The 13,248-nt window shown below is 72.9% G+C and carries 12 protein-coding genes; 5 read left to right on the top strand and 7 right to left on the bottom strand.

Going from position 1 to position 13,248, the window contains the following annotated elements; genetic code table 11:
• The first annotated feature begins 245 nt into the window (after positions 1 to 245).
• Complete coding sequence (locus tag AB0D29_RS17935) at positions 246 to 1,610, top strand: dipeptidase (protein ID WP_362855224.1); 1,365 nt, start codon at positions 246 to 248, stop codon at positions 1,608 to 1,610.
• 106 nt (positions 1,611 to 1,716) lie between these two features.
• On the top strand, positions 1,717 to 2,415 hold the full coding sequence (locus tag AB0D29_RS17940; RefSeq protein WP_362855226.1) for an MBL fold metallo-hydrolase: 699 nt from the start codon (positions 1,717 to 1,719) through the stop codon (positions 2,413 to 2,415).
• Positions 2,416 to 2,502: 87 nt separating this feature from the next.
• Here AB0D29_RS17940 and AB0D29_RS17945 read toward each other — a convergent pair whose 3' ends face one another.
• Positions 2,503 to 3,558, bottom strand: a complete 1,056-nt coding sequence (locus AB0D29_RS17945; protein ID WP_362855228.1) for an NUDIX domain-containing protein — start codon at positions 3,556 to 3,558, stop codon at positions 2,503 to 2,505.
• A gap of 170 nt (positions 3,559 to 3,728) precedes the next feature.
• Between AB0D29_RS17945 and AB0D29_RS17950 the strand changes: the two genes are divergently transcribed.
• Entirely contained in the window at positions 3,729 to 4,718 is a 990-nt protein-coding gene (locus AB0D29_RS17950) for a LacI family DNA-binding transcriptional regulator (RefSeq protein WP_362855467.1), read from the top strand.
• Here the strand turns inward: AB0D29_RS17950 and AB0D29_RS17955 are convergent.
• Positions 4,708 to 4,932 (bottom strand): hypothetical protein, encoded by a 225-nt coding sequence (locus AB0D29_RS17955; protein WP_362855230.1) that lies wholly within the window; start codon positions 4,930 to 4,932, stop codon positions 4,708 to 4,710. The two genes, AB0D29_RS17950 and AB0D29_RS17955, sit on opposite strands and share 11 nt — an antisense overlap.
• A 158-nt stretch (positions 4,933 to 5,090) precedes the next feature.
• On the opposite strand from AB0D29_RS17955, the gene AB0D29_RS17960 reads away from it, so the two are divergent.
• Positions 5,091 to 7,406, top strand: coding sequence for a WD40 repeat domain-containing protein (locus AB0D29_RS17960; RefSeq protein ID WP_362855231.1), 2,316 nt, complete (start codon positions 5,091 to 5,093; stop codon positions 7,404 to 7,406).
• 58 nt (positions 7,407 to 7,464) lie between these two features.
• Here the strand turns inward: AB0D29_RS17960 and AB0D29_RS17965 are convergent, their stop codons facing one another.
• The 5 genes from AB0D29_RS17965 to AB0D29_RS17985 form a co-directional block, all read right to left on the bottom strand.
• Positions 7,465 to 8,763: an aldolase gene (locus AB0D29_RS17965; RefSeq protein WP_362855233.1), complete on the bottom strand. Its 1,299-nt coding sequence runs from the start codon at positions 8,761 to 8,763 to the stop codon at positions 7,465 to 7,467.
• 174 nt (positions 8,764 to 8,937) lie between these two features.
• Complete coding sequence (locus tag AB0D29_RS17970; protein WP_030708985.1) at positions 8,938 to 9,900, bottom strand: electron transfer flavoprotein subunit alpha/FixB family protein; 963 nt, start codon at positions 9,898 to 9,900, stop codon at positions 8,938 to 8,940.
• Between the two features lie 60 nt (positions 9,901 to 9,960).
• A complete protein-coding gene (locus tag AB0D29_RS17975; RefSeq protein ID WP_030708987.1) occupies positions 9,961 to 10,746 on the bottom strand; it encodes an electron transfer flavoprotein subunit beta/FixA family protein in 786 nt (261 codons plus the stop codon).
• Positions 10,747 to 10,946: 200 nt separating this feature from the next.
• The gene (locus AB0D29_RS17980) at positions 10,947 to 11,561 is read right to left on the bottom strand and encodes a flavin reductase family protein (protein WP_362855234.1); all 615 of its coding nucleotides are present in this window, start codon (positions 11,559 to 11,561) and stop codon (positions 10,947 to 10,949) included.
• 301 nt (positions 11,562 to 11,862) lie between these two features.
• The gene (locus AB0D29_RS17985) at positions 11,863 to 12,216 is read right to left on the bottom strand and encodes a thioredoxin family protein (RefSeq protein WP_362855236.1); all 354 of its coding nucleotides are present in this window, start codon (positions 12,214 to 12,216) and stop codon (positions 11,863 to 11,865) included.
• 234 nt (positions 12,217 to 12,450) lie between these two features.
• On the opposite strand from AB0D29_RS17985, the gene AB0D29_RS17990 reads away from it, so the two are divergent.
• Positions 12,451 to 13,173, top strand: coding sequence for a lysophospholipid acyltransferase family protein (locus tag AB0D29_RS17990; protein ID WP_362855237.1), 723 nt, complete (start codon positions 12,451 to 12,453; stop codon positions 13,171 to 13,173).
• The last annotated feature ends 75 nt before the right edge of the window (positions 13,174 to 13,248 follow it).

Here is a 13,248-nt window from a genome sequence, read left to right on the forward strand (position 1 = left end):
CCCCGGCCCGCGCCCTCGCCTGCGCCGGCCCCTGCGTCGCGTACGTCGTCGTCGCTGCTCACGATGTGTTGCCGCTCCTGATCACCCGGTTGCTCCGATGCCGGGGAAATCCTACGGCGAGACGACGCGCCGTCCTGCTGTGCGAGGATCGGAACTGTCTTTTTCGCCGTACCCGGCATACGCACACCCCGCGGATGCGGGCGGCGTACACGGAGAACAACGTCGCACCCAAAAGGAGCGTGCCCATGTCCCAGAATCCGATCGCCGAGACCATCGCCTCGCTGATGCCCCGCGCCAAGCAGGAGCTGACCGAGCTGGTGGCCTTCCAGTCGGTCGCGGACTGGGCACAGTTCCCCAAGAGCGAGAGCGAGGCCGCCGCGAACTGGGTGGCCGACGCCCTGCGCGTCGAGGGCTTCCAGGACGTGGCGCTGCTCGACACCCCCGACGGCACCCAGTCCGTCTACGGCTACCTGCCCGGCCCCGAGGGCGCGCCGACCGTGCTGCTGTACGCGCACTACGACGTCCAGCCGCCGCTGGACGACGCGGCCTGGATCTCCCCCGCCTTCGAGCTGACCGAGCGCGACGGCCGCTGGTACGGGCGCGGTTCGGCGGACTGCAAGGGCGGGTTCATCATGCACCTGCTGGCGCTGCGCGCGCTGAAGGCCAACGGCGGTGTCCCGGTGGCCGTGAAGGTGATCGTCGAGGGCTCCGAGGAGCAGGGCACCGGCGGCCTCCAGCAGTACGCAGAGGCGCACCCGGAGCTGCTGACCGCCGACACCATCGTCATCGGTGACGCGGGCAACTTCCGTCTCGGCCTGCCGACGGTGACGGCCACGTTGCGCGGCATGTGCCTGCTCAAGGTGAAGATCGACACGCTGGGCGGCAACCTGCATTCCGGGATGTTCGGCGGCGCCGCCCCGGACGCGCTGGCCGCGCTGATCCGCGTACTGGACTCGCTGCGCGCGGCGGACGGTTCGACGACCGTGGACGGGCTCGCCTCGGACGCGGTGTGGGACGGTCTGCAGTACCCGGAGGCGGACTTCCGTGCCGACGCGAAGGTCCTCGACGGGGTCGAGCTGATCGGTGAGGGCTCGGTCGCGGACCGGCTGTGGGCCCGCCCGGCCGTGACGGTGCTCGGCATCGACTGCCCGCCCGTGGTCGGGGCGACGCCTTCGGTGCACGCGAGCGCCGGCGCGCTGATCAGCCTGCGCGTGCCGCCGGGCGTGGACACCGCGGAGGCCATCAAGCTGCTGCAGGCCCACCTGGAGGCGCACACGCCGTGGAAGGCGCGCCTCGAGCTCGAGGTGGTCGGCCAGGGCCAGCCGTTCCAGGCGGACACCGACAGCCCGGCGTACGCGTCGATGCGGTCGGCGCTGGAGGCCGCGTACCCCGGCCAGGAGATGCAGATCAGCGGCATGGGCGGGTCGATCCCGCTGTGCAACACGCTGACGTCGCTGTACCCGGAGGCGGAGATGCTGCTGATCGGGCTGAGCGAGCCCGAGGCGCAGATCCACGCGGTCAACGAGAGCGTGTCGCCGGAGGAGCTGGAGCGCCTGTCGGTGGCGGAGGCCCTCTTCCTCGTCAACTACGCGGAGTCCAAGCGCGCCTGACCCCGTGAGGGGTGCGTGTGCGCCCGGGGCGCAGTGCGCCCTGGGCGTACTCCGCTACCGGTGAAGTCGCCCGTGTGAACCGGCCGGCCGTGGCTACGGTCGACGCATGGATCTTGTAGAAGTGCTTCCGGACCGGCTCCACATGCTCCGCTTCCCCATCGGCCAGGCCTACCTCTGGCAGGACGGCGAGGCCCTCACCCTGATCGACGCGGGCAACGCCGGGTCCGCCGCCGAGATCGAGGGGGCGATACGTTCCCTCGGGCTGCTCCCCGAGCGGCTGGAGCGGATCGTCCTCACCCACTGCCACGGCGACCACATCGGCGCGGCCGGTGAGCTCGCCGCCCGCTGGGGCGCACGCGTGCTCGCGCACCGCCTGGACGCGCCGGTGGTCCGGGGAGAGCGGCCCGTTCCCGAACCGGTGCTGCTCGACTGGGAGATCCCGCTGTACGCGCACGCCCTGACCGCCGTCCCCGAGGCCCCGCCCACCCCGGTCGACCGGGAGCTGGAGGACGGGGACGCGCTGGGCTTCGGGGACGGGGCGTACGTCGTCCACGCCCCCGGCCACACGGACGGCAGCATCGGGATCCACCTCCCGCGCCACGGCGTGCTGTTCACCGGCGACTGCATCGCCGCCGTCGGCCCGCTGATGCTGGGCGTGTTCAACGTGGACCGGGGCCGGGCGATCGACTCGTTCCACCGCCTGGCCGGGCTCTCCCCGTCGATCGCCTGCTTCGGCCACGGCGATCCGCTGACGGCGGACACGGCGGCCGCACTGGTCAAGGCGGCCGCCGGAACTCCCGCCTGACGGCTCGGTCTCCCGTCCTCGGTCTGCCGTCCTCGGTTTCCCGCCCTCGGTTCCCGCCCTCGGGCGCCCGGCTGCCCGGCGCCGGGCTCAGCCGACCGGGGTGCCCGCCTCCAGGTAGAGGGGGCGGCCGCGTTCCCGGGCGCGCAGGGCCCAGCGCAGGCGTTCGTGACGGTGCCGCGGGAGGAGATCGGCGGCCTCGGCCTCCGTGACGAAGCGCCAGGCCCGCAGTTCGGGGCCCGGCAGCCGGAGCCGGGCCGTCGCCTCCGGTGAGAGGCGGCCGCCGTCGAAGAGCAGGCGCAGCCCCCCGTACCCGGGCGGCTGGGGGGGCTCCCAGTCGACCACGAGCAGGCCGGGCGCCCGGTCCAGTACGAGGCCCAGCTCCTCCGCGACCTCCCGTACGCCCGCGCGGGCGGGGGCCTCGCCCGCTTCGACGACGCCGCCCGGGAACTCCCAGCCGGCCTTGTACGTCGGATCCACCAGCAGCACCCGGTCGTGCTCGTCGAAGAGCAGGACCCCGGCCGCGACGGTCTCCCGCGTGGGTTCCGGGGTCTGCACGATGTCGCAGACCGGGGCGGTCTCCGAGCGGACGGCCTCGGCGATCCGCTGCGCCGTCTCGCGCGGGGTCAGGCTGCTGTTGTCGATGACGTGCGCGTCGCCGGTGAGCCAGCCGAGGGCCTGCTGGTAGACGGGGATGTGGTCGTAGGCCCACTGGCGGACGCGGAGGTCGACCTGGTCGGGGTCCCCCGGCTCCTCACGGGTCGCGATCCGCTCGCGAAGGATCGTTTCCGCAGGGGCGAGCAGCACGTGCCGCACCGATATCCGGCGCGCCGCCAGCCCGCCGAAGATCTCGTCCCGGTACTCCTGGCGCAGCAGCGTCATCGGTACGACGAGCACCCCGCCCAGCTCCGCGAGCATCGCCGCCGCCGTGTCCACCACCAGCCGCCGCCAGCTCGGCAGGTCCTGGTAGTCGGTGACCTTCGCAAGCCGCTTGGCCGGCAGCAGCACGCGCAGGGCGTCGCCGATGAACTCCGGGTCGAACAGGGTGCTGTCCGGCAGGATTGCGGCCAGTTCGCGGGCCGTGCTGGTCTTTCCCGCGCTGAATGTGCCGTTGATCCAGACAATCACGTCTACCCCTCTCCCCATGGCTCGTCCGGAGCCCCCAGTGGCTTGCCCGCACCACCCTGCCACGGAAACCTCACTATCGGCCGAGTGCTTATCCTCAAGGTCACAGCCCTGCCCGAGACTCCGGAGGATTCACGACCGTGCCCCACAACCGCCGCCCGTTCGATCCCCGCTACGGCAACCGGCCGACCATGAAGGACGTGGCGGCCCAGGCGGGCGTCGGCCTGAAGACGGTGTCACGGGTGGTCAACGGCGAGCCTGGCGTCACCCCCGAGACGGAGAAGCGGGTCCAAGAGGCCATCGACGCCCTGGGGTTCCGCCGCAACGACAGCGCGCGCGTCCTGCGCAAGGGGCGCACCGCCACCGTGGGCCTGATCCTGGAGGACCTCGCCGACCCCTTCTACGGACCGCTGAACCGGGCCGTGGAGGAGGTGGCGCGCGCGCACGGCGCGCTGCTCATCAACGGCTCCAGCGCCGAGGATCCGGACCGGGAGCGGGAGTTGGCGCTCGCCCTGTGCGCCCGCCGGGTGGACGGTCTGATCGTGATCCCGGCCGGCGACGACCACCGCTACCTGGAGCCGGAGATGCGGGCCGGTGTGGCCACGGTCTTCGTGGACCGCCCGGCCGGCCGGATCGATGCGGACGTCGTCCTCTCGGACAGCTTCGGCGGCGCCCGCGACGGCGTCGCCCATCTGATCGCCGGCGGCCACCGCCGGATCGGCTTCATCGGCGACCACCCCCGCATCCACACGGCGACGGAACGCCTGCGCGGCTACCGCGCCGCCATGGCCGACGCGGGCCTGCCGGTGGCCGATTCCTGGGTCTCCCTCGGCTCCACGGCCCCGGACCGGGTGGCCGCGGCGACGAGGTCCATGCTCGCGGGCCAGGATCCGGTGACGGCCGTCTTCGCGGGCAACAACCGCGTGACGGTCACGGTGGTACGGGTCCTCGCGGCCCGGGAGCACCCGGTGGCCCTGGTCGGCTTCGACGACTTCGAACTGGCCGACCTGCTCCGCCCCGGCATCACGGTGGTGGCCCAGGACCCGGCCACCCTCGGCCGCGTGGCCACGGACCGCCTCTTCCAACGCCTGTCGGGATCCGCCCTCCCCACGACCCGCACCGAACTCCCGACCCACCTGATCCCCCGCGGTTCGGGCGAACTCCCGCCGTTCAGCGGATGAGGGTCCGCAGCACGGGAACGGCCGCACCGGCGGCCCCGAGCCCCCCGAGCACGGCCAGCGCGGGCGGTAGCCCGCCGAGGTGACTCAGCCCGCCGGCGACCAAGCCGACGAGCATGGCGCCGAGCAGCACGACGGCGGCGTGCAGGGTGAGGAGGGGAGGCTCTGCGGAGGGCGGCTCGGGAGGCCGGGATTCAGGGTGCCGGGGTGTGGTCATGCACCGATTGCAGCGCGCCGCGGACCGCCTCGCGGCACGGGCCGAACGAACCCGTACCGCTGCCGGACAACGCCGTACACCGGCCGTCACCGCGATCGTTCCGCGCTGTTCGGGATTGTCCGGCGGAGCCGTGCCGTACCGCTCTAACCTGGCCCCTGATGGAAGACGCACCGTTATTCGAGGATGAACTCGCGGCGTTCGCGGCGGACTTGTGCCGGCTGCGGATCGACCGCGGCAAACGCTCGTACCGCGATCTCGCCGCCCGCGCGGCGAGGTCGCAGACGGGGATCCGCCTCCCGGTGGCCACCCAGAGCGACGCGTTCCGCGGCAAGCGGCTGCTGCGGCTGGACCGGCTCATGGGCTTGGTCCGGATCCTCCACGCCTACGACGCCTTCGGCCGGGAGCAGCCCGTGCCCCCGCACAACGCACCCGAGCTGGAGGTCTGGCGCCGGCGCTGGCGCGACCTCGCCGCCCTCGACCCGGGGTACGGGCGCCGCGCTCCCGCTCCGGCCCCGCCGTCCCCGGCCCCGCCGGATCCGTCCCCGGCCCCGGTCCCCGTACCGGGCACGGCCGAACCGCCGGGCGAGGCGGCCACGGGGGAGTTCCGGATCGCGTACCGGCTCGTCGGACACACCCGGCTGGTGTGGCACCTGGCCTTCTCGCCCGACGGCCGGACCCTCGCCTCCGCGGGCAACGACGGCACGGTCCGGCTGTGGAGCGTCGCGGACGGCCGGGCGGAGGCAGTACGGGTCAGTGACCTCTGGGAGCCCTCCGTCCCCGCCCTCCATGTCGCCTTCTCCCCGGTAGGCGACCGGATCTTCGTGCTCCGCGACGACGGCGTCGTGAACCTGTGGGACCCGGTGTCCGGGAAGCGGCTCCCCAGCCCCCGGTGCCGGCCCGGCCGGGACCTCGGCCGGCTGCGGTTCCTGGCCGACGGACGGCTGTTCGGCGTCAGCGGCGAGGGCGACCAGGTACATGTGCGGGATCTGGACGCCGACAGCCCGGTGGGACCGTGCCTGACGGACTGGGGAGGGTTTTCGGAGGTCCTCGCCCTCGCGCCGGACGGCCGGCTGCTGGCGGCCACCGACGGGTTCGCCTCCGTACAGCAGTGGGACACGGCCACCGGCCTGCTCTTCGGCCCGGCGATGGCCGGGCACCGCGACAACGTGGAGGCACTGGCGTACGCGCCGGACGGCCGGCTGCTGGCCACCGGCAGTCACGACGCCACGGCGCGGTTGTGGAACACCGCCACCGGCCGGCAGCACGGGCCCGAACTGGCCGGGCACGACGACGCGGTCACCGCGGTGGCCTTCTCCCCCGACGGGCGGCTGCTCGCCACCGCCGGGGGCGACCGGACCGTCCGGCTGTGGGACACCGCGACGGGCGCGCCCGTCGGGCGGCCCGTGGGCGGCCACACCCTCGCGGTCAACGCCGTGGCCTTCTCCCCGGACGGAAGGGTGCTGGCCACCGCGGGCGACGACCGGACCGTCCTGCTGCACCGCGCGGGACCGGCCCCGGAGCCCGCGCCCGCCCCGGCATCCAGCGGGTCGGCGGTTCTGTCGGCCTTCCTGCGCGAGCGCGTCGCCGTGCCGCTCCCGATGTTCCTGCCGTCGGCGGGCAACGAATCCGCCCTGGACGGGGTGCGGTTCTCGCCGGACGGCTCGCTGATCCTCGCGGTGAGCGACGCGGACCGGCTGCTCGTGTGGGACCCGGCCGCCTGGGAGCAGGTCGCCGACCTGGCGGTTCCCGTCGGGATGCCGGCCTGGGGAGTGGAGTTCGGCCGGGACGGCGTCCTGGCGGGCATCTGGACCTCGCACGGGCTGACGCCGCCGATCGGGCCGGCGGACCGGTCCCGGCTGTCGATGGTCGGGCACATGGCGTACTCACCGGACGGACGGCTCGTCGCACTCACCAACACCCACGGCACGGTCACCTTGCACGACCGGGCGACGTTCGCACAGCGGGGCGGCCCCTTCGATCCCGGCCGGCCGGCCCACGGCACCGAGGTGCGGTTCTCCCCGGACGGCAGGCTGCTCGCCGTCGTCGGGGAGCGGGTGCTCGTGTGGGACGCCGAGGGCGGTGGCATCACCTGCCCGCCGTTCCCCGAGCGGCCGGGCGCGGTACGGCCCGGGGCCGCGTTCACGGCGGACGGCACACGGATCAGCGTCATCGACGCGGACGGGGCGGGCGTCTCGGTGTGGGACCCGCGGACCGGTGAGGCCTTGCGGGCGCTTTTGTCGGGCCACCGGCCGGGAATCGCGGGGCTGGCGTTCTCGCCGAACGGTCGTCTGCTCGCCACCGTGGACGACATCGGCGCCCTGCGGCTGTGGGGCGGCAACGGCCTGGTCCTCGCACGCCTGATGGACGGCGGCCGGATCGGCGCCACCTCGGTGGCCTTCTCCCCCGACGGGAGTCTGCTGGCCGCCTCGTGCGACGACGGCGCCCTGCGGCTCTGGCTGACCGAAACGCGGTGAAACGCCGCGCGGGGCCCGGCCGAAGACGCTCCGGCCGGGCCCCGCGCCTGCGTCAGGCTCAGGCGGTGGCCGTCAGGGTGGCCGAGCGGCGGGGGATGGCGAAGGCGTCCAGTTCCGCGCGGGTCAGGCCGGTGAGGGCGGTGACCTCCTCGGTGCCCACCGCGCCGCAGTCGAGGCCGCGGACCAGGTAGCCGGCCAGGGCCTTCGCCGTGGCGGGCTCGTCCATCACGTCGCCCTCGATCTTGGCGACGTACGCCTTCAGGCGGGCGGCGGCGGCCTCCAGGCCCTCGCGGTAGAAGGTGAAGACGGCCGCGTAGCGGGTCGGCAGGTGCGCCGGGTGCATGTCCCAGCCCTGGTAGTAGGCACGGGCGAGGGCGCGCCGGGTCAGGCCGTAGTGCAGCTTCCAGGCCTCGTGGACGTGCTCGGTGGTGCCGATGGGCAGCACGTTCGTGGAGCCGTCGGAGACGCGTACGCCGGTGCCGGCGGCCGCGACCTGCATGATCGCCTTCGCGTGGTCGGCGGCGGGGTGGTCGCTCGACTGGTACGCGGCGGAGACGCCGACGCAGGCGCTGTAGTCGAAGGTGCCGTAGTGCAGGCCGGTGGCGCGGCCCTTGGAGGCCTCGATCATGCGGGCGACGGTGGCGGTGCCGTCGGAGGCCAGGATGGACTGGCTGGTCTCGATCTGGATCTCGAAGCCGATCCGGCCCGGGCGCAGGCCGCGGGCCGTCTCGAAGGCCTCCAGCAGCTTGACGAAGGCGGTGACCTGCTCGGCGTACGTGACCTTGGGCAGGGTCAGGACCAGGTTGTCCGGGAGGCCGCCGTGGGCGAGCAGGCCGGACAGGAAGATGTCGGTGGTGCGGATGCCGCGGTCGCGGACGTTGGACTCCATGCACTTCATCCGGATGCCCATGTACGGGGCGTTGGTGCCGTTGGAGTACGCCTCGGAGATCAGGCGGGCGGCGCGGGCCGCGGCCTGGTCCTCCTCCTCGTCGGAGCGGACGCCGAAGCCGTCCTCGAAGTCGACGCGGAGGTCCTCGATGGGCTCACTGGCCAGCTTGGCGCGGACGCGGTCGTAGACCGGTACGGCCAGCTCGTCGGAGATGCCGAGCACCTTGGCGAAGGTGGCGGCGTCCGGGGCGTGCTCGTCGAGCGCGGCGAGGGCCTGGTCGCCCCAGGAGCGGATGGTGTCCGCGGCGAAGACGTCACCGGGGACGTAGACCGTGTGGATGGGCTGACGGGTGCCGGGGTCGCCCGGGTAGTGGCGCGCGAGTTCCGCGTCCACCGGCGCGAGGGAGGCGCTGATGCCCTCGCTGACCGCGCCTGCGAGGCTCGTCGCCACCTTCTCCTGCTGACCCATCGTGCACTCTCCTCTTTTCCGCTTCACGGAAGCTTAGATCCGCATAGCAGAATTTAGTCACGCGGTTCCGCTCCGTCAATGGTCCCTCCGACGCGTGGGACGAACGACTCGGGGCCGTGCGGTGAGAAACACCACACGGCCCCGAAGAAGTGAAGCTACGAAGAGAAGCGCAGGTCAGCCCTTGCGCGCCTGGATCTCGCCGGTCAGCTGCGGGACGACCGCGAAGAGGTCGCCGACCACGCCGTAGTCGACGAGGTCGAAGATCGGGGCCTCGGCGTCCTTGTTGATGGCGACGATGGTCTTCGAGGTCTGCATGCCGGCCCGGTGCTGGATCGCGCCCGAGATGCCGGAGGCGATGTACAGCTGCGGGGAGACCGACTTGCCGGTCTGGCCGACCTGGTTGGAGTGCGGGTACCAGCCGGCGTCGACGGCGGCACGCGAGGCGCCGACGGCCGCGCCGAGGGAGTCCGCGAGCTCCTCGATGATGTGGAAGTTCTCGGCACCGTTGACGCCACGGCCGCCGGAGACGACGATCGCGGCCTCGGTCAGCTCGGGGCGGCCGGTCGACTCGCGCGCGGTGCGGGCGGTGACCTTGGTACCGGTGGCCAGGGCGCCGAAGGTGACGGCGAGCGCCTCGACGGCGCCGGCGGCCGGGGCGGCCTCGACCGGGGCCGAGTTCGGCTTCACGGTGATGACCGGGGTGCCCTTGGAGACGCGGGACTTGGTGGTGAACGACGCGGCGAAGGCGGACTGCGTCGCGACCGGGCCCTCGTCACCCGCCTCCAGGTCGATGGCGTCGGTGATGATGCCGGAGCCGATGCGGACGGCCAGGCGCGCGGCGATCTCCTTGCCCTCGGCGGAGGACGGGACGAGCACGGCGGCCGGGGAGACGGCCTCGTACGCGGCCTGGAGCGCGTCCACCTTCGGTACGACGAGGTACTCGGTGAACTCGGGGGCGTCGGCGGTGAGGACCTTGACCGCGCCGTGCTCGGCGAGCACCGCGGCGGTGGCGTCGGCACCGGCGCCCAGGGCGACGGCGACGGGCTCGCCGATGCGGCGGGCCAGCGTCAGCAGCTCGAGGGTGGGCTTGCGGACGGCGCCGTCCACGTGGTCGACGTAGACGAGAACTTCAGCCATGGGACTGCTCTCCTGCGATTGCGAAGTGTCTGGGGGCTATGGAGGGGTTGGCCGAAGCTCTTAGATGAACTTCTGGCCGGCCAGGAACTCGGCCAGCTGCTTGCCGCCCTCGCCCTCGTCCTTGACGATCGTGCCGGCGGTGCGGGCCGGGCGCTGCGCCGCGGCGTCGACCACGGTCCAGGAGCCTTCCAGACCGACCTCGTCGGCCTCGATCTCCAGCTCCTCCAGGTCCCAGGACTCCACCGGCTTCTTCTTGGCGGCCATGATGCCCTTGAAGGACGGGTAGCGGGCCTCGCCCGACTGGTCCGTCACCGAGACGAGCGCGGGGAGGGAGGCCTCCAGCTGCTCGCTCGCGGTGTCGCCGTCACGGCGGCCGGTCACGGTGCCGTCCTCGACCTTGACCTCGGAGAGCAGGGTGACCTGCGGGACGCCCAGGCGCTCGGCCAGGATCGCCGGGAGCACGCCCATGGTGCCGTCGGTCGACGCCATGCCCGTGATGACCAGGTCGTAGCCGGCCTTCTCGATGGCCTTGGCGAGCACCAGCGAGGTGCCCATGACGTCGGAGCCGTGCAGGTCGTCGTCCTCGACGTGGATGGCCTTGTCGGCGCCCATCGACAGCGCCTTGCGCAGCGCGTCCTTGGCGTCCTCGGGGCCCACCGTCAGAACGGTGATCTCGGCGTCGTCGGCCTCTTCGGCGATCTGCAGCGCCTGCTCGACGGCGTACTCGTCGAGCTCCGACAGCAGGCCGTCGACGTCGTCACGGTTGACGGTCAAGTCCTCGGTGAACTGCCGGTCGCCAGTGGCGTCGGGCACGTACTTCACACAGACAACGATCCTCAGGCTCACGCCGGCTCTCCTACCGCATCGTCTTTTCTGGTACCGCCTTATGCAGGCAGCATAGGCGCCTTGTCGGGCGGATCCCGGTCGGGGCGGCCCGCGCTCCGAAGGGAATGTTACTCGTCAGTACACAGTGGGTGCCGCCAAGTCGCAAGGCTGGTGAACTGTGATCTGCCCAACGCCGCCCGACCCTCCCAAGCAGGGACGATTCAGTCGCGCAACGCGTTGAAACGCCCCTGGTGGTACAGCAGCGGGCGGCCGTCGCCCGCGGGATCCCCCGCGACCGCCTCAGCGATGATCACACGATGTTCACCGGCGGGCACCCGTGCCACCACCCGGCAGACCAGCCAGGCCAGTACGCCGTCGAGCACCGGGACCCCGTGCGGCCCCGGGTTCCAGCCGGTGGCCCCGCCGAACCGGTCGGCTCCGCTCCGGGCGAACAGCCCGGCCAGCTCCCGTTGGTGCTCGCCGAGTATGTGGACGCCGAGGTACTCGCTGTCGCGCACCCCGGGCCAGCTGGAGGCCCCCGTGCCGATCGTGAAGGACAGCAGCGGCGGGTCGGCGGAGACCGAGTTGAGCGAGGTCGCGGTGAAGCCCACCGGCCGCGCGCCGTCCTGGGCGGTGATCACGGCGACTCCGGCGGCGTGCTGCCGGAAGACGGAGCGCAGGAGGTCGGGCGAGCCGGGACGGCCGTCACCGGAACGCGGGGAACGCGGGGAACCGGAGGGACCGGCCGGGGAACCGGAGGAACCGGGCGAACCCGCGGAACGGGAAGAGCGGGGGGACGGAGCGGTCTGGACCGTCGGGACCGTCGGAGCAGTCATCAGGGTTCTGCCTTCTGCCGCGGGACACGCGGGCGTTGTCGGAGATCGAGGGCCTGGGGCGTTCAGCTATTCCGACAGCGCGCGCTCGCGTGGCGGACGAGATCCACATGGACGCGTCCGTAGAGCAGGAGTTCATACCGCATACCGCCAGCCTGGCGATCTTCCGTGGACACAGTCAAGCGGGATCGGGCAGATGTCAGGCGCGTCACGCTGCGTGCGGGCGCGCGCACCGGCGCGCCCGGCGGCGCGGCACGGTGCCGCGAACCGGATCCGGCCGCCGGGCCGGATCGCGCGCCGCCCGTCATACCGCGGCCCCCAGCGCGGCGATCACGTCCACCTTGCGCGGCATCCCGGCCGCCCGCCGGACGATCCGGCCCGCCGCGTCGAGGACGAGCACGGTCGGGGTCTTCTCGATCCCGAGTGCCCGCACCAGGTCCAGCCGTTCCTCGGCGTCGATCTCGACGTGCGCGACCCCCTCGACCATCGCCGCGACCTCGGCGAGGATCCGCCGCGTGGCCCGGCAGGGCTGGCAGAAGGCGCTGGAGAACTGCACCAGAGTGGCCCGCTCCCCCGGCTCCGCTCCGAGCTCCGCGGCCCCCAGCCGGGCCCCCGGCCGGCCGTCCCGACCGTCCCGGCCGTCTTCCTGCCCGAGCACCCGCGCTCCCGTCGCCGTCTTCGTCCGCGTACGTCATGCTCGTACGCGCGTACGTGGATCGGAGCACCCCGAAGACCCGCGACATTCCCGGCGTGATGAGAATCTCCCCGGGCACGGGCCTCTGGGCTGGCCAGCAGCCCTCGTATGGGGCACGATCCCCATGGTCGCGTACCTACGCTTCCGTAACTTCCGGCCGGGAGCACCTCCCCAGGCAGAAAGCGGGGTCTCCCCACCATGGCTGAGCTCGTCTACCCTCCCGTGATCGGCGCCGCGCACGGACTCTTCCGTGCCCTCGACATCCGGATCGACATGAAGGGCACCGAGAACATCCCCCGCAAGGGCGGTGCGGTCCTGGTGTCGAACCACATCGGATACCTCGACTTCATCTTCGCCGGCCTGACGGCGCGGCCGCAGAAGCGCCTGGTGCGCTTCATGGCCAAGGAGTCGGTGTTCCGGCACAAGGTGTCCGGCCCGCTGATGCGCGCGATGAAGCACATCCCCGTCGACCGCAAGCAGGGTGAGGACGCCTACCAGCACGCCCTGGACTCGCTGCGGTCCGGCGAGATCATCGGCGTCTTCCCCGAGGCCACGATCTCCCAGTCGTTCACGCTCAAGAGCTTCAAGTCGGGCGCGGCCCGGATGGCGCAGGAGGCCGGGGTCCCGCTGATCCCGGTGGCGCTCTGGGGCACCCAGCGGCTGTGGACCAAGGGCCGCCCGAAGAACCTCAAGCGCAGCCACATCCCGGTGACGATGCGCGTGGGCGAGCCGATGGACGCCCCCGCCGACCAGTACGCCGGCGCCATCACGCGCCGGCTGCGCGAGCGCGTGCAGGAGCTGCTGGACGCCGCCCAGCGCGCCTACCCGGCCAAGCCCAGCGGCCCCGAGGACTCCTGGTGGCTGCCGGCCCACCTGGGCGGCACCGCCCCGACCCCGGCCCAGGTCCGCGAAGCGGGCTGACGCCCGGGCGCACGCCCCGTACGGCGACGGCCTCCGGGACCCCGGCCGGGTCGCGGAGGCCGTCGCCGTCACCGC

The organism is Streptomyces sp. NPDC048424, assembly GCF_040651555.1.
Taxonomy (GTDB): Bacteria; Actinomycetota; Actinomycetes; order Streptomycetales; family Streptomycetaceae; genus Streptomyces.